10 protein-coding genes are annotated in these 16,522 nt (G+C 68.0%); 7 read left to right on the forward strand and 3 right to left on the reverse strand.

Going from position 1 to position 16,522, the window contains the following annotated elements:
• Position 1 precedes the first annotated feature (1 nt).
• The 3 genes from VGQ44_10725 to VGQ44_10735 are packed head-to-tail and all read left to right on the forward strand — an operon-like array spanning position 2 to position 3,386.
• On the forward strand, positions 2–1,339 hold the full coding sequence (locus VGQ44_10725) for a DUF4147 domain-containing protein (protein ID HEV8447289.1): 1,338 nt from the start codon (positions 2–4) through the stop codon (positions 1,337–1,339).
• Between the two features lie 60 nt (positions 1,340–1,399).
• Positions 1,400–2,326: a carbon-nitrogen hydrolase gene (locus VGQ44_10730; GenBank protein ID HEV8447290.1), complete on the forward strand. Its 927-nt coding sequence runs from the start codon at positions 1,400–1,402 to the stop codon at positions 2,324–2,326.
• A 16-nt stretch (positions 2,327–2,342) separates the two neighbouring features.
• The gene (locus VGQ44_10735) at positions 2,343–3,386 is read left to right on the forward strand and encodes an agmatine deiminase family protein (protein ID HEV8447291.1); all 1,044 of its coding nucleotides are present in this window, start codon (positions 2,343–2,345) and stop codon (positions 3,384–3,386) included.
• Between the two features lie 97 nt (positions 3,387–3,483).
• Here the strand turns inward: VGQ44_10735 and VGQ44_10740 are convergent, their stop codons facing one another.
• Both VGQ44_10740 and VGQ44_10745 read right to left on the reverse strand, forming a co-directional pair.
• Positions 3,484–4,521, reverse strand: a complete 1,038-nt coding sequence (locus tag VGQ44_10740; protein HEV8447292.1) for a sigma 54-interacting transcriptional regulator — start codon at positions 4,519–4,521, stop codon at positions 3,484–3,486.
• Positions 4,522–4,638: 117 nt separating this feature from the next.
• Entirely contained in the window at positions 4,639–9,342 is a 4,704-nt protein-coding gene (locus VGQ44_10745; GenBank protein ID HEV8447293.1) for an HD domain-containing phosphohydrolase, read from the reverse strand.
• A 210-nt stretch (positions 9,343–9,552) separates the two neighbouring features.
• Between VGQ44_10745 and VGQ44_10750 the strand changes: the two genes are divergently transcribed.
• Positions 9,553–10,671 carry an ABC transporter substrate-binding protein gene (locus VGQ44_10750; GenBank protein HEV8447294.1) on the forward strand — a complete coding sequence of 373 codons (1,119 nt, stop codon included), beginning with the start codon at positions 9,553–9,555 and terminating at the stop codon, positions 10,669–10,671.
• The gene (locus VGQ44_10755; protein HEV8447295.1) at positions 10,668–12,377 is read left to right on the forward strand and encodes a methyl-accepting chemotaxis protein; all 1,710 of its coding nucleotides are present in this window, start codon (positions 10,668–10,670) and stop codon (positions 12,375–12,377) included. The genes VGQ44_10750 and VGQ44_10755 overlap by 4 nt, the downstream gene beginning before the upstream one ends.
• 284 nt (positions 12,378–12,661) lie before the next feature.
• Here the strand turns inward: VGQ44_10755 and VGQ44_10760 are convergent, their stop codons facing one another.
• Complete coding sequence (locus VGQ44_10760) at positions 12,662–14,458, reverse strand: M28 family peptidase (protein HEV8447296.1); 1,797 nt, start codon at positions 14,456–14,458, stop codon at positions 12,662–12,664.
• 247 nt (positions 14,459–14,705) lie between these two features.
• Here VGQ44_10760 and VGQ44_10765 point away from each other — a divergent pair, with 247 nt between their 5' ends.
• Positions 14,706–15,827, forward strand: coding sequence for an aminotransferase class I/II-fold pyridoxal phosphate-dependent enzyme (locus VGQ44_10765; protein HEV8447297.1), 1,122 nt, complete (start codon positions 14,706–14,708; stop codon positions 15,825–15,827).
• A gap of 17 nt (positions 15,828–15,844) precedes the next feature.
• Positions 15,845–16,519 carry a 7-cyano-7-deazaguanine synthase QueC gene (queC, locus tag VGQ44_10770; GenBank protein HEV8447298.1) on the forward strand — a complete coding sequence of 225 codons (675 nt, stop codon included), beginning with the start codon at positions 15,845–15,847 and terminating at the stop codon, positions 16,517–16,519.
• The last annotated feature ends 3 nt before the right edge of the window (positions 16,520–16,522 follow it).

The following is a 16,522-nucleotide window of genomic DNA, read 5'->3' on the forward strand; positions in this document are numbered from 1 at the left end:
GGTGACGGCGATCGATGTGCCGGCGGCCGCCGGCCGAGCGCTCGCTTTAGAGTTGTATGATGCCGCGGTCGCCGCCGCCGCACCGGGGCCGGCGGCGGCGCGTGCCGTCGACGCGCTGGCGCTGGAGCGCGGGTCGCGGCTGTGGATCTTCGCATTCGGCAAGGCGGCGCGTCCGATGGCGGCGGCCGCGGTGACGTCGACGCTTCGGTCGCTGCACTCGATCGTCGGCGGGTTGATCGTCGCTCCGGACGAGGCGCCGTCCCCGTATCCGACGATCGTTTCGATGCGGGGCGATCACCCGTTGCCCGGCCGCCACTCATTCGAAGCCGCGGCGAAGATCGGAGAGATCGCATCGGGCCGGCGTTCGTCGGACGTCGCGATCGTGCTCCTCTCCGGCGGCGCGTCGAGCCTCATCGGCGCGCCGGTGCGCGCGATCAGCGAATCGGATTTCGTCGTGCTCCAGGAGCTCTTGCTGGGCTCCGGTCTCGACATCGCCGCGATGAACACGGTGCGAAAGCGATTTTCGCGTTGGGGTGCGGGCCGACTCGCCCTCGCGCTCGCGCCGGCCACGACCCACTGTCTCGCGATCTCCGACGTCGCCGGCGACGACTTGAGCGTGATCGGGAGCGGGCCGTGCATTCCCGACGGGTCGACCGTCGCCGACGTCGCCAATCTGCTGCACAAGGCCAATCTCTTCGCGCGTCTCCCCGCGGCGTGCCGCGAGTATCTCACCGGCGTCACGCGCGGCACCGTTCCGGAGACTCCGGCCAAGGCGCACCCGGCATTCGCACACATCACCGGCCGCGTCATCATGAACAATCGGCTCGCGCTCCACGGCGTCGCCGCCAAAGCCGACGAGCTGCGACTGACGGCGTCTATCGCGCCTGAGCGACTCGACGGCGAAGCGGCGCGCGCCGGCGAAGCGATCGCGCGGTCGTTGATCGGCGCGGCGTCGCAGGGCGCGAACAACGCGTGCCTCGCGTGGGGCGGCGAGACGACCGTGACGCTGAGCGGCTCGAGCGGCGCGACGATCCTCGGCGGCCGATGCCAGGAGCTCGCTCTCGCCGCGGCGCGCGTGCTTCATCAAGCCGGCGCGGACGCGGCCGGCATCGCTCTCCTCGCTGCCGGCACTGACGGCCGGGACGGCGCCACCGACGCGGCCGGCGCCATCGTCGACCACACGACGTGGAGCGCGGTCGCCGAGGGTGGCCGCGACCCCGCGAACGCGCTCGCGGCGCACGAGTCGTACAAGGCACTGCGCGCGGCGAGCGCGCTCATTCCGCGGCGCGACACGGGCACCAACGTGAACGACGTCGTCGTCGGCGTGATCGTCCGCTGACGTTCGGCGCTTCGGCGCCGGCGCAAATCTGCGCTCTCCGGCGTCGTTAGTTTTCCGCCCATGAACGCGCCATTCACAGTCGGAATCATTCAGGACGGCGCCACCGGCGACGTGACGAAGAACGTCGCGGCGTCGATCGATCGCATCCGCGAGGCCACCTCGCGCGGCGCGCAGATCGTCTGTCTCAAGGAGCTCTTCGACGCGCCGTACTTCTGCAAAGCGGAGAGCGCGGAGCGCTTCGACATCGCCGAGCCGATTCCCGGCCCGACGACGGAGCGGATGCAGGCGCTGGCGAAGGAATTGTCGATCGTCCTGATCGTCCCGTTGTTTGAGAAGCAGGCGCGCGGCGTCTATCGAAACTCCGCAGCGATCATCGACGCCGACGGATCGTTGCTCGGCGTGTATCGCAAGATGCACATCCCCGACGATCCGCTCTTTTACGAGAAGTACTACTTCACGCCGGGCGACGCCGCGGCGGACGAGACGCTGCGCGTCGCGGCGCAGGCGAACGGATTTCGCGTCTGGAAGACGCGCTACGCGACGATCGGCGTGTTGATCTGCTGGGACCAGTGGTTCCCCGAGGCCGCGCGAATCACGTCGCTCCTCGGCGCGGACATTCTCTTCTATCCGACGGCGATCGGCTGGCACCCGTCGGAAAAGTCCGAGTTCGGACGGGCGCAGGTCGACGCGTGGCGGACCGCGCAGCGCGCGCACGCGATCGCGAACGGGGTGTTCGTCGCCTCGCCGAACCGCGTGGGACACGAGGACGAACCGGGCACGAAAGGGCTCGAGTTCTTCGGCCATTCGTTCATCGCCGATCCCTTCGGCCGGGTGATCGCCGAAGCCGCCACCGATCCGACGACGCTGATCGCGACGTGCGATCCGCGCTTGATCGAGGAGACGCGGCGCAATTGGCCCTTCCTGCGCGACCGCAGGATCGACGCCTACGCGCCGATACTCAGCCGCTACATCGGCGCCGACCACTGATCGATCCCAACCTGAAATGACGGTTCGTTTCCCGGCGGAATTCGAGCCGCACGCGGCGACGTGGATCGCGTGGCCGCATCACGAGCCCGATTGGCCCGGAAAAATCGAGCCGATCGCCTGGGTCTACGCCGAGATCGTGCGCGTGCTCGCGAAGCACGAGCGCGTCGAGATTCTCTGTCACGACGAGGATCTGCGCGAGTCGGCTCGCAAGACGATCGAAGCGCATGGAGCTCACGACAACTATCGACTCCACGTCCTTCCGACTGATCGCGTCTGGCTCCGCGATTCCGGACCGACCGGCGTCGTCGACGAAGACGGACGCGTTCGTCTCGTGAACTGGCGCTTCAACGCGTGGGCCAAGTACGACAACTACGCGCTCGACGCCAAGGTCGGCGAAGCAGTGGCCGGCATCACGGGGTTGTCGCGCGACGAACCCAAGAGGCCGGACAACGACGATCGCGTCGTCCTCGAGGGCGGCGCGATCGACACCGACGGCGAGGGCACGCTGCTGGTTACCGAGGAGTGCCTGCTGTCCGACGTGCAGGTGCGCAATCCCGGACTTTCACGCGACGGGTACGAGGAGGTCTTTCGAGACGCTCTCGGAATCCGCCAGACGATCTGGCTCGGCGAGGGATGCGTCGGCGACGACACACACGGCCACGTCGACGACGTCGCCCGATTCACCGCGCCGGGCGTCATCGCTCTGGCATACGAGCCCGACCCCGCCGACGACGAGAATCATCGTCGTTCCGAGGACAACCTCGATCGACTCCGTCTTGCCGGCTTCGACCGAGGAGGGAATCAGCACGTCGCGACACTCCCCTTCCCACGCCCCGTCACGATGAACGGTGAGCGCCTGCCGGCGAGCTACGCGAATTTCTACGTGGGCAATGGCGTGGTCATCGTCCCGACGTTCAACGACCCCAACGACCGCGTTGCGCTGAACACGCTCGCGGAGCTCTTCCCCGGCCGCGAAGTAGTCGGGATCCACGCCGTGGATCTCGTCTGGGGCCTCGGCACGCTGCACTGTTTGACGCAGCAGCAGCCGAAAGGCAGGTAGACGGGTGGACAGGTGGACCGGGACAAAACGGCGACGGGTCGATGGTCCGCTGTTAGCCGACCATCCCGTCCACCCGTCCACGCGTCCACCCGTCGTGCTACTTCCCCTGCGCGTCCCTCAACCGATACGCCTTGAGCTTTCTCGCAAGCGTTGGGCGCGAGATGCAGAGAATTCGCGCGGCGGCGCTCTGGTTGTTCTCGGTCAGGCGCAGCGTGAGTTCGAGCGCCTCGCGCTCGATGTCGCGAAGACGCTTCCCTTCGCCGGGAATGCGAATGTCGCCGAAGCTCACCGTGCCGTGGAGCGCGCTCGCGCCCGCACGCTGCTGGTTGATCATCAAATGCTCGGCGCCGATCACCGGGCCGGTGGCCGAGTTGGCCGCGCGGTCGATGACGTGCTTCAGCTCGCGCACGTTGCCGGGCCAGCGGTGAGCCCGGAGCACGGCGAGCGCGTCGAGGCCGATCTGACGGCGAGCCTCGCCGCGGATGCGTTGATTCTGAGACAGGAAGTGGTCCGCGATCAGCCGCACGTCATCGTCGCGCTCGCGGAGCGGGGGCAGCTCGATGCGAAGCACGGCGAGACGTGCGGCAAGATCGTCGCGGAACGTTCCCGCTGAGACAGCGTCCTCGAGACGCGATCGGGTCGCGGCGATGACGCGGCAATGGACGGGAACGTCGGTCGGGGGAGCGGCGCCGAGTCTCGGCACACCATACTCCTCGAGCGAGCGGGCAAGCCGGTCCTGCAACGACAGCGGCAGCTCGCCGATTTCGTCGAGATAGACGGTGCCCCGTCCGGCCAGCTCCAGCGCTCCGGCGCGACGCGGCGCGTCGCGGTGGGCGGGGTCCGAGCCGAAGAGCTCCATCTCCAATATTGCCGACGGAATCGACGCGCAGTTGATCGCGATGAACGGATCGTTGGCGCCCGCGCCAGCCGCGTGAATGCAGCGAGCCAGCAGGTCCTTTCCGGCGCCCGCTTCGCCGTACAGCATCAGCGCGCGCACCGGAGTTCCGGCGACGCGGTGAGCCGTCTGAATCGTATGGCGCATCACAGCGCTGCCGGCGATGACCGGTGCGAACTCGAAACCGGTATCGCGCGCGCCGACTGGGCGCCGAGGCGAGGGCGCGGTCACCGGGTCCATCCGAAGAAAGGTCCGTGATGCTTCACGCGAAAGTGTCTCCTAGGGCGTTTACGAGCGCTATCTCACCGAGTATCGGCCGCAGCGGGCGGAATCCGTAGTGCCGAACAAGGCGGCTGATCAGGCGGCGGCGCTCGCCAACAAGCTCATTCGGGCGTTGATGAGCCGCTTGCGGGCGCCGGTCAGCCCGAACGTTTCGACCTCGGGCAGCAGCTGGTCGATCAGCGCGACCAAGGGCGAGACTTCGCGGCGTAGCGAGGGCGCGCACTCCGACACCAGATACGCCGCGAGATAGATGTCGTGTTGACCGGCCAGCGTGACCGCGTCGGCGAGCAGCCGCATCGCGTGTGCGTCATCGCCTCGCTCCGCCGCGAGGCGGATGCGAAGCGCGTCGACCAGATCGCGCCCTTGGAACCACCACTGGGGGCGCGTTTCGACGTTGGCGCGAATCCAACGCATGGCGTCCTCCGCCACCGAGCGCGCTCCAACGGCGAGAGCGGCGAGCGCCTGTCCGGCGCGCGCGCCCAGCTCGACGTCCGGCTGTCCGATGCGCGCCGCGACCGCCATCACCTGCTCGTAGAGAGCGGAGGCGGTCCCCCAATCCTCCGCTTCGCGCGCAAGATGGGCCATGTTGAACAGCGTCGACAACCGATCCGTCTCGTTCGACGACTCCGCGAAACGCTCGAGCGCGTCGCCATAGCGCTCGCCGGCGAGCGCGAGCTGGCCGCGTCGCAGGTAGAGCGTCCCGAGATTCAGCGAGGCGAGTCCGGCGAGATCGCCCGCCTGCGCCGACTGCGCCGTTTCGAGGCCGCGGTCGTAGGCGGCTTCCGCCGCCGCCATGTCGCCCGCGCGCTGATAAATCTTGCCGATGTTGATTTGGCAACGCGCTTCGCCGCTGCGGTCCCCCGCGGCGTGGAAGAGCGCCAGCGCGCGTCCGTAGAAATCCTGCGCTTCGGTGGCGTTCGTGTCCTTGATGGCGCTGCCCAGACGCGTGAACGATTCGGCGAGAAGTCGCGAGTCGTTCGCCGCTTCCGCCGCCGCCACGGCCTCGCGCGCCACTCCCTCGGCGGCGGCGCCGTCGCCGAGGCGATCCTGGCAATGCGAGATCATGGTGAGCAGCGCGGACTCCTCGGCGCGGTCGCCCAGCGACCGCGCTTTCTCGAGCAGCTCGGTGCACACGGCGATCGTTTCTCGGGCGGGCCGTCCTTGCAGCGAGCGAGTTCGCTCGCGCATGCGGCGCAGCGCGAGCAGCGTATGGTCGTTCGATCCGTCGCCGATCGTGGCCAGCGCGCGGTCGCACAGCTCTTCCGTCAGCGCGTGGCGCCCTTCTATCTCCGACACTTCGGCCAATCCGAGCAGCGCGCTCGCGCGTTCTCCCGGACCCGGAGCCGCCCGTTCGGCGATCTCGAAGAATCGCCGGGCGTCGGCCTGCGCGTACATCGACAGCGCCTCGTGGCCGGCCATGATCGCGTGCGGATACGCCTTGAGCGGCAGACCCGCGCGCTCGTAATGCACCGCGATGGCCGGCGCTTTGTCGGGCGTGCGCTCTTCCATCGCCGCGGCGACCCGCTCGTGGATGCGCGCCAGCCGACGCGGATTGATCGACCGGCGAACCGCGTCGACCAGAAGCCCGTGCGTGAACGAGAACTCGCAGCCGCTCGAGTCGGTCGCCTCGAGGACCGCGTGCTCGATTCCTTGGTCGAGCGCGTCGAGCACCTCGTCTTCGGTACCGGCACCCGCCGCGACGGCGAGGTCGATGTCGAACACGCGCCCGATCACCGCGGCGGTGTTGAGGATGGAGCGCGCCTCTGGAGTGAGCCGATCGAGTCTGCGGCCCATCAGGCCGCTCAGCGCGGTCGTCAGCTCACGCGAAGGCTCCGACCACAATCCCCAGCGCCCGTGCTCGAAGCGCACCACGCCCGCGTCGAGGAGAATGCGCACGACCTGCGTGGCGAGCAGCGGATTCCCCTCGGAGTAGCGCTGTAGATACGTCGACAGTTCGCGGCTCGCTTCGCCGCCGAACACGCCGGACAGCCACTGCCGCAGATCTCCGTCCGAGAGCCGCGACAGCGGGACCTCGTTGAAACGTTCGTCGCGCAGCAGCCGGTTGCGACGCTCCAGTGCCGGTCCCCGCATGTCCTCGGTTCGCATCGTCATGCACAGGAGGATGTGCTCCATTTCGAGTTGCGACATCACGTGCTCGAGGACGTCCCAGCTCCCCGCGTCCGCCCACTGCATGTCGTCGAGAAGGACGACGACGGGATTCGTCTCCGAGGCCAGCCGCAGATACCAAACGATCTCGTTGAGCAGCGCGTACCGGTTCGCCTCGGGCGCCAGCGCCGCGGTCGACATCGACGACACGAGCCTGGGCAGCTCGTGCCACTCGCGCGCGCCGACGATGCCGAGCGAGTCGATCGCGGTGAGCACTTCGGCCCAAGGCGCGTACGGCGGCTTGTTCCCCGCCTCGCTGCACTGACCCGCCACGAGACAGCCGGCGCGCAGACGCGCTTCGCCGGCCAGGCGCCGGACCAGCGACGATTTACCGACGCCGGCTTCGCCGACGACCGACACGAGCTGTGGTCCGTTCTCGACTGCCTCGAGGATTCGCAGAAGACGCCTGCTTTCGGATTCGCGGCCGACGAAGTGCTTCAGGTTGATCGCCGGGCCCTGCGACGTGCTGTCGCCTTCAGACGCCGACACCACCGTGTCGCGCCCGCGGCGCTTCGCCTCGTACATCGCGCGATCGGCGACGGCGAAGAGCGCGTCGAAGTCGCGGTGTTCGGGCCGCGCGCCGGCGACACCGATCGACAACGTCGCCGAGATGGAGCCAGAGCGCTCGCGCAGCGGAATCGAAGTCCGTCGCACCGTGGCGCGAATGCGTTCGGCGAGCTCGCCCGCCTCGTCGATCGAGGCGTGGGGCAGCAGGATCACGAACTCGTCGCCGGCATATCGGCCGATGATCCCCGACGACGCCGCGAGCTCGCGTAACGTGCCGGCGATGACGCGCAGCACGGCGTCACCCTGCAAGTGTCCGTGCTGGTCGTTGACCTGCTTGAACTCGTCGACGTCGAGGACGATGAGCGACATCGTCGCGAAGGTGCCGCGCTCGCCGAGAATCGTGTTCGCGATCTCGATGAAGGGGCGCCGCGTGAGCAGACCGGTGAGGTCGTCCGACGGCCCAGCGACGGTGAGCTCTCGCGCCGGCGTGACGCGGTGTTCCGGTGTCGGATGCGCCTGCGCCGTGACGCGCTGCCGCATCGACGGGGCGCGCGTGCGCATGAGGTCCTCGAACAATCCGAATAGGGCGGGGTCGAATTGCCCCGGGTCGGAGCGCATGATCTCGAGCGCCGCTTCGTGCGACAGCGCGCCCTTGTAGCTCCGCTTGGACAAGAGCGCGTCGTAGACGTCGGCGATGCAGAGCATCCGCGCCGCGCGCGGAATCTCCTCTCCGGCCAACCCGTCGGGGTATCCTTGGCCGTCCCAGCGCTCGTGGTGCGATCGAACCATCGGCCCGACTTCGCCGGGAAAATCCATCTCGGCGAGCATCTCGACGCCCGCGACCGGGTGGCGCTTGATCAGCTCCCACTCATCGGGCGCGAGCTTGCCGGGCTTGTTCAGAACCTCGGCCGGGATGATGAGCTTTCCGATGTCGTGGACCGTCGCGCCCATGCGAAACCAGAAGAGCTCGCGCGATTCACAGCCATCGCGAATCGCCAGCGCGCACGCGAGGTCGGCGACGCGCTCGCAATGACCCTGCGTGTGCCGGTCCTTCGATTCGATCGAGCCGGCCCACTGGCGCGCGACGTCGAGAAACTGGCGCTCGAGCCGCGCCGCGCGGCGGTCGACGTCGACGACGTCGCCCGCCACCGCCAGCTGCGTGAGAATGGCGTGGCCGCGATTGAGATGGATGAGCGCATCGCGGAGGCGCCCCTGCGGGCGGCACGCCTCAGCGTGCTCGCGTGCGGTCTCCGCGGAGAGCAGCAGGTCGCGCTGGTCGACGGCGATTTGCTGCGCGCGCTCGAAGTGCTGCTCCGCCGCGCCGAATTGGCCGGTCTCACGCGCGATCGCGCCAAGGTGCTTCTCGATTTCGCCGAGCGCGTCGACTTCCGGCGATCGCTCGGCGAGCGAGCGACCCGTCTCGCAGGCCGTGGCCGCCGATACGAAGTCGCCGCGGGCGATTTCCAACGCGGCGCGCTGCGCTTCGATTCGCACGCGTTCCGGGATGTCGCCGAGCGCCTCGGCGATTTGCGCGGCCTCGTCGATCGTGCGGGCCGAGTCCTCCCATCGTTCCAGGTCCGTGCAGAGTCGAGCCATGCCGCGCAGCGACGCCAACACCTCTTTGGGCACACCGAGGGCTCGGTATTCGGCCAGGCTCGCGCGATGATCGCGCAACGCCCTGTCGTGGTCGCCGCGCACCATCGCGATGAGGCTCAGGCTCTCAGCCGCCATCGCGGCGAGGCGCGTCTCCTGTGTGTCGAGCGCGCGCCCGCGCGCTTGGAGATAGAGCGTCTCCGCGCGATCGAGATTGCCGAGCCGCCGGTGGATGTCGGCTTGCTCGTGAAACGCCTTCCCGATCTCCGCGTCGTGGTCGGCCAGTTCGGCGATGGTGAGCGCCGCCTCGAAAGCGTCGAGGGCGGCGTCGATGTCGCCGGCGTCCCGGAACAGGCGGCCGATCCACCGCAGCAGGGATGACGCGATTGTGGCGTCGGCGCTCCGATCGAGCGAGAACAGCGCCCGCTCGTACAGCGCCCGCGCGTCATCGCGCCGGCCTTCCCGGTCGGCGAGCTGGGCCTGTTGGATGAGGATGTCGACCGTCGGCGTCATGTCACGCGGCGATCTCGATGCTTGAGCCGATAATAAGGAACAAGAGACGCTGAGTACGCGTCCCCTCAGCTAGTATCGGCTGGATCGAACGTGTCCAAAGCACCTGTCTAACCGCTTGCAGGGACGAGGGAAACGCGGGTCGGCCGTACGTCTGGCGGTCGTTACAGTCGGCCCGCGTCTTTCGTCCTCGCTGTTGCCCACCCCGGTGTCTTGGCCGGGAGCCTCCTCCATCCGGTGTCGATGGTTCAGAAACGCATCGTCCTCGCTCTCGTCGGTCTCGCCGCGTGCTCACACGACACGGCGCGCACCGTGACGTTCGGCGCGGCCGGACCGTTCAGTCAGGCCTACGGTCTGGCGAACAAGCAGGGCATTCAGCTCGCCGTCGACGAGATCAACGCCAGCCCGGCGTGGGGAACCACCCGCCGCCTGTCGGTTCAATTCGCTGACGATTCCGGCAACGGCGTTCGCGCCAGCTCGGTCGCGCAGTCGTTCGTCAACAGCCCGCGCATCGTCGCCGTCGTCGGGCATGTGAACTCGGGCGCGATGGTGTCCGCGGCGCACGTCTACGACCAGCACCTCGCGGCGGTCGCCACGACGGCGACGTCGCCCGCGTTGACCGGAATCTCGCCGTGGACGTTCCGCGTGATCCCGAGCGATTCGGCGAACGGCCAGACGATCGCACGCTTCATCAACGCGCGCGGCCGGAAACGCGCCTCAGTTCTCTACGAAAACAATCCGTACGGCCGAGGCCTTGCCGAAAACTTCAAGCGCAGCTTCGCCGGAACGATCATCAGCATCGACCCAATCGGCGAAGACTCGGCGCAACGCTTCGAGCCATTCGTCACGTGGTTCAAGAAGCAAAAGCCCGACGTGGTGTTCATCGCCGGCACGGATGCGTCGGGACTCGCGTTCCTCAAGGAAGCGCGCCGCCAGAACCTCGACGCGGATCTCGTCGGCGGCGACGGTTGGCAGACGGTCGCCCCGAGCCCGTTGGCGGAAGGCGTGTTCGTCGGCGCGCCCTTCAGCGCGCAGGACCCGCGCCCCGAAGTGCGGGCGTTCGTCACCGCCTATTCGAGAAAGTTCAACTCGATTCCCGACGGCAACGCCGCGCTCGCCTACGACGCGACGAAGCTGCTCGCGCACGCGGTTGAGCAAGTCGGCCCCGATCGCGTGAAGATCCGCGAATACCTCGCGAACCTCACCGAGACCAGCGCGTTCCACGGCGTGACCGGAGCGATTCGGTTCCGCCCGGACGGCGATCCGATCGGAAAAGGCATCGTCATGACGCGCGTACACGAAGGCGCCATGCAACTGGAGGCGACCAAGTGAGCCTGCTCGACAACGCGCAGTTCAACACGATTCGAGGTCGCCTGTGGATCGGCTTCGGCGTTCTCGTCGGCATTCTGCTGCTGGCGGGATTCGAGGCGCGGCGCGCCCTGACGGGAATGTCGCGCGAGATCGTCGCGTCGCTCTCCGAGGTGGAGTCCGAGGCGGCGCTCACGAGCCAGGTCTCGGCCGACGTCGCCAAGACCATCGAGGCGGCGTCGCGCTATCTCGACACGCGCGACTCGTCGGCGCAGTCGGCGTTCCGCGCGTTCGGCTGGGCCGCGCACGAAGTGCAGCGACAGATGAACAGCCGTCCGAACCAGTCGGCGTCCGAAGTCGCCGCGATCGCGACCATCGACAACAAGCTCTCCGAGATGGAGATCCACTACGCGCTCGCCCATCGCCTGGCCGACCTCGGCCGGGCCGACGAGGCGCGCGTGGCGTCGAGCGCTGCGCGGCGGTCGATCGACGAGTTGCTCGCCGATATCGCGCTTCTCGGACGCATCAAGGCCGAAAAGGTGGCCGCGGCACGTCAGGACCTCGCATCGGAAACCGCGCAGCGGTCCGACCTCCTGCTCTCGATCATCGGACTGGCGCTCGTCTTCGGCATCATCGTCGTGATGTTCACCGTGCGGCACATCAGCGAGCCGCTCGAGCTGCTCGTCACGCACGCCAAGCGCCTGAGCGACGGCGACCTCGCCAGCCGGACCGACGCCTCGATGCCGGGCGAATTCAGCATTCTCGCATCGGCGATGAACCAGACGGGCGAATCGCTGTCGCGCGTCGTGAACGTCGCCGCGCGGACCGCCGACGAGGTCTCGAGCTCGGCCCACGACCTTGCGTCCGTCTCCGAGCAGATCTCGTTGTCGGCGAGCCAAATGGCGAGCGCGATGACGGAGGTGTCGCACGGCGCCGAGGCGACGGTTCACCAGCTTCGCTCGGTGGATGAAACCCTGCAGGCGATCCGCGAGGCCGCGACCGGCGTCCGCAAACGCTCGGACGAAGTCACCCACCTCGCGCAGAACATCGAAGGCGCGGCGCAAGCGAAACGCGTCGAAATCGACCGCGCACTCGGCATTCTCGTCGACGTCAAGTCGAGCGTGGAGCGTGCCGCCGCCGAGATCGGCCACTTGAACGCGACGGTGAGCGACATCAACCAGTTCGTCCAGTCGGTGAGTCAGATCGCCGACCAGACGAACCTGCTGGCGCTCAACGCCGCCATCGAGGCGGCGCGCGCCGGCGAAGCCGGGCGCGGGTTTGCGGTCGTCGCCGACGAAGTCCGCAAGCTCGCCGAACAGTCGCAGCGCGCCGCCGACGACATCGTGCAGATGACGACGGTCGTCACCGCGCGTGTCACGAGCAGCGCCAAGGCCATGGAATCGAGCGCGGGCCGCGTGATCGAGATCGAGCGCGTGTCACGGGACATCGACGCCGCGCTGCACACGATCAGCGACGCCGCCGAACGCACCCGCATCGCCGCGATCGGCGTCACCGGCGCGGCCGAGGCGAACGCCTCGGCCGTCAACCACGCCGCCGTGAGCCTCGAGTCGATCGCCAAGACGGCCGAAGGCCACGCCGCCGCCGCGGAACAGGTCAACGCCTCGACGCAGCAGCAGAGCGCTGCCTGCGAACAGATGACCTCCGCGTCGAACGTGCTGCTCGCGGGATCGACTCAGCTTCGGCAGCTCGTCGGGACGTTGAAGACCTGATTCCGGTGGGCGGGTCGACCGCGGGGCCGCTGGGCCGCGTCGGGTCGCAACTACAACGGCGCCCCGCGAAGAGCATCCAGGCATATACCTATCGTCCCCCGCGAACAAGCTCCGTCGCCAAAAACGATTTGAACGAACGCCAAGAAAAAAAACTTGGGGAACGGCGACCGGGCATGTCCCCGACGTCGCGTTCCCCAAGCTCCAAATCTCAGCCTCTGACTTCTTGCTTCTCGTTCTTACCGGTCCACGGGTCCACCGGTCCACCGGTCCACCGGTCGACCGGCTTACTGCCTGCACCGCGCCTTCGGATCTCCGACCGGATGATCGACCTTCGGCCGATGGTCGAGATCCGACACGTACACGCCGAGGTCGTACATGAAGTTGCCGATCTTCGCCATGTGCGGATAATCGATGTACTCCGGCTCGTCGGTCACCTGGTGATAGTCACCGTGTAGGCCGGTCGTGACAAAAACGATCGGAATTCCATAACGAGCGTAATTGAAATGGTCGCTGCGGCAATAGATGTTCTCGGGGTGGCCGTTGGCGTCGAACTGGTAGTCGAACTTGAACGGCTGCGCGAGCTTCTTGTTTTGCGCCTCGACGATGTCGCCGAGCTCGGTCGACACCCGACGGCCGCCGACGAGCTGCAGGTAGGCCGGGCCGCCCTCGAACAGATCGTTCGCCGCACCGCGCCCGACCATGTCCATGTTCAGCTGCGCGACGATCGAATCGCGCGGCACCGGCGGGTGATCGGTCACGTACGCCGACCCCCACAGCCCTTTCTCTTCGCCGACGTGCCACACGAACAGCATGGACCGCTTCGTCTCCGGCTTCGACTTCGCGAACTTCTCCGCGACCTCGAGCAACGTCACCGTCCCCGAGCCGTCGTCGTCCGCGCCGTTGCTGATCGAGTCGAGCCGCACCCCGCCGTTCACCTTGCGCACGCTGTCCAGGTTGACGTGGATGGCTGCGATCTGCGCGTTCAATGAATCGAGGTGGGCCTGTTGCGCCGCCGTCGCCTGCGAGCACTCGGCCTGCAACCGCCCACCGCAGATGTGATTCTCGAGATTGTAGAGCGCGATGTGCTCGCGAATCGGGTACGCCGCCTGGTTGAACAGATGCAGCGAGTCGTGGTCGATCGGCGCGCCTTGGCGAATCCCGATGTGGTCGTTGTGCGCCCCCATCGCCACCCACTCGTTCTTGAGCTTCGGATCATGTCCCGGATACGCCGCGACGACGTTGCGCGCCGGGGCCGGCGTGTCGATGAACTTGACGTTGAAACTCACCGTCTTGCCCGCCGTTCCCTTCGCCATCCCGTCGAGCGAGGCACCGAGCAGCTGCTCGGCGGCCGCGCGGGACATCGTGATCTGAGGTGCCGACGCCGAATCACTCGCGTCCGCCTTGAGCTGCACGTCGCCCTCCCGCGGGTGCATCGCGGCGCGGACCTGCGCTTCCGAGAGCTGGTCCGAGATCGTCACGGTTCCCGCCGCCGCGCGGGCCACCGGGTTACCGCCGCCGAAGCCACCGCGTCCGCCGCGACCGCCGCCGCCGAACCCACCGCGTCCGCCGCCGCGGCCCGCCGGCGCGCGATACGCGATGATTTTGCCCTGCACCTGCTCGGCGGTGAGACCGCCGGTCGTATCGCCCTGCAAGCCGCCGTAGATGATCGGCGCTTCGCCGAGCGAGCGGACGTTTCCACGCCCGGTGGCGATGAAGTCCGTGCCCGCGTGAAGCGTGACGCTTCCCGAGCTGATCGTGGACGCCGGGTCGAGGGAGCGGCGGATCACCGGCACGTTCTGGAAGTAGGTGCCGTTGTCGCCCATGGGCACGAGGCCGAGCGCCTTCACCTGCGCGGCGATGTAGTCGGTCGCTTTCACGTGGCCGCGCGTGCCGGTCTCACGGCCTTCCATGGAGTCGGCCGCGTAGATGTAGAGGCGCGTCTCCAGGTCGCCGGCGGTGATGGCCGCCCCGGTGGCCTGCGGCTTGTGAGTCGTCGGCTGCGTCTTCGGATTCTGCGCAGCCAGCGCGATCGGCGCGACCATCGCGCCCGCCAAGAGTCGAACCGTTCTCAATGATCTCACTGTCGTCTCGTTGAGGAAGGTGGACGGGTGGACCGTTGACCGCTCCCACTAGCGCCAGCGGCGGCTGATCACTCCAAGCCGACAACCCACCACTCGGAACCGCCGTTGCGCGGCTCCGCCTTTCATACGTCCCAAAATCTGCCCCCGCTGCCAGCCCTTTCGCCATTGCCGCGACGCCATTCCCCGTTGACCTTCCGACCGGGCCGCGACGCACCGCGCGTCCGGGATTCCCTTCCCGCCAACGACCATGCGCATCGAAACCCTCGCCGTGCACGCCGGTCACGACGTCGACCCGTCGACGGCCGCCGTGACGCCGCCGATTTACCTCTCGACGACCTTCGCCCGCGACCCGGACGGCAGCTACCGCGCGGGCTTCCTCTACTCGCGCTACACGAACCCGAACCGGGCGGCGCTCGAGCGTTGCTTGGCCGAATTGGAAGGGGGGGCCGCGGCCGCGGCGTTCGCCTCGGGATCGGCGGCGACCATGACGCTCCTGCAGGCCTTGGGTCCGGGCTCTCACGTCATCGTCCCCGACGACGCCTACTTCGGTACGATCAAGCTCGCGCGCGACGTTCTGGGCCCCTGGGGGCTCGAGCTGTCCATCGTCGACATGACGGATCTCGATGGTGTGCGCGGCGCGATGCGGAAAAACACGCGCCTCATCTGGATCGAGACGCCGTCCAATCCGCTGCTGCGCGTGGTGGACGTCGCTGCCATCGCCGCGATCGCGCGCGAAAGCGGCGCGCTCTGCGCGGTGGACAACACGTGGGGCACACCGGTGCTCCAGCGCCCGCTGGCCTTGGGCGCCGACATCGCGATGCACGCCACCACCAAGTACCTCGGTGGCCACAGCGACGTCCTCGGCGGCGCGCTCGTGTTTCGAGAGATCGGCGACCTCCACCAACGCGTCGCGGCGATCCAGATGACCGGCGGCGCGGTGCCGTCGCCGTTCGAGTGCTGGCTCACGCTGCGCGGCGTCCGCACGCTGCCCGTTCGCGTGCGCGCGCAGAGTGAGAGCGCGAGCGAGTTGGCGACGTTTCTCGCGAACCACCCCTGTGTCGAGGCCGTGCACTATCCCGGGCTGGCGTCGCACCCGGCGCACGCGATCGCGCGAAAGCAAATGTCGGCGTTCGGGGGAATGCTGTCGGTCCAGGCGGGGAAAGGCCGCGCACAGTCGCTCGCCGTCGCGGGACGCCTCAAGCTGTTCACGCAGGCGACGAGCCTTGGCGGCACGGAAAGCCTGGTCGAGCACAGGGCGTCGGTCGAGGGCATCGGGACGCGAGCGCCGGAGAATCTGCTCCGGGTGTCTGTGGGGCTCGAGCACGTCGAAGACCTCAAGGCGGACTTCGACCAGGCGCTGCGCGGCTGATGGGAGGGCCGAAGGCGGTGCTGCTATTGAGTGGCGGATTGGACTCGACGACCTTGCTCGCCGTGGCGCGTCGCGACGGATTCGATGTGCACGCGATGACCTTTCGCTACGGCCAGCGTCACGCGAACGAGATCGACGCGGCGCGCCGCATCGCGACGCGGTTTGGCGCGCGGGAACATGTCGTGGCCGACGTCGACCTGCGGACGTTTGGCGGCTCCGCGCTGACGAGCGACGACATCGACGTGCCGCGCGACCGCGACGTCGCCGAGTGCGGCGTGCCTGTCACGTACGTGCCGGCACGCAACACGATTTTCCTCTCGTTCGCCCTCGCGTGGGCCGAAGTCCTCGGCGCGGCGGACATCTTCATCGGCGTGAATGCGCTCGACTATTCCGGGTACCCGGACTGCCGTCCCGAGTACATCGACGCCTTCGAGCGCATGGCGAATCTCGCCACGCGCGCCGGCACCGAAGGGAGCCTGCTCCTTCGCATCCGGGCTCCGCTCATCAACCTGACCAAAGCGCAGATCATCCGGCTCGGTACATCGCTCGGCGTGGACTACGCGATCACGCAGAGCTGCTACGATCCCGATTCGACCGGCGCGGCCTGCGGCCACTGCGACGCTTGCCAGTTACGCCTGAAGGGATTCTCCGAAGCCGGAATCCCTGACCCAGCGCGATATCGGTCGCAGTAAAAC

It is taken from the genome of Gemmatimonadaceae bacterium, from assembly GCA_036003045.1.
Classification (GTDB): Bacteria; Gemmatimonadota; Gemmatimonadetes; order Gemmatimonadales; family Gemmatimonadaceae; genus JAQBQB01.

What these genes read in the sequence shown, in the direction of transcription:
- VGQ44_10730 (HEV8447290.1), top strand. Translation starts at nt 1,400, where the DNA reads ATGAACGCGCCATTCACAGTCGGAATCATTCAGGACGGCGCCACCGGC.
- VGQ44_10735 (HEV8447291.1), top strand. Translation starts at nt 2,343, where the DNA reads ATGACGGTTCGTTTCCCGGCGGAATTCGAGCCGCACGCGGCGACGTGG.
- VGQ44_10740 (HEV8447292.1), bottom strand. Translation starts at nt 4,521, where the DNA reads ATGGACCCGGTGACCGCGCCCTCGCCTCGGCGCCCAGTCGGCGCGCGC.
- VGQ44_10745 (HEV8447293.1), bottom strand. Translation starts at nt 9,342, where the DNA reads ATGACGCCGACGGTCGACATCCTCATCCAACAGGCCCAGCTCGCCGAC.
- VGQ44_10765 (HEV8447297.1), top strand. Translation starts at nt 14,706, where the DNA reads ATGCGCATCGAAACCCTCGCCGTGCACGCCGGTCACGACGTCGACCCG.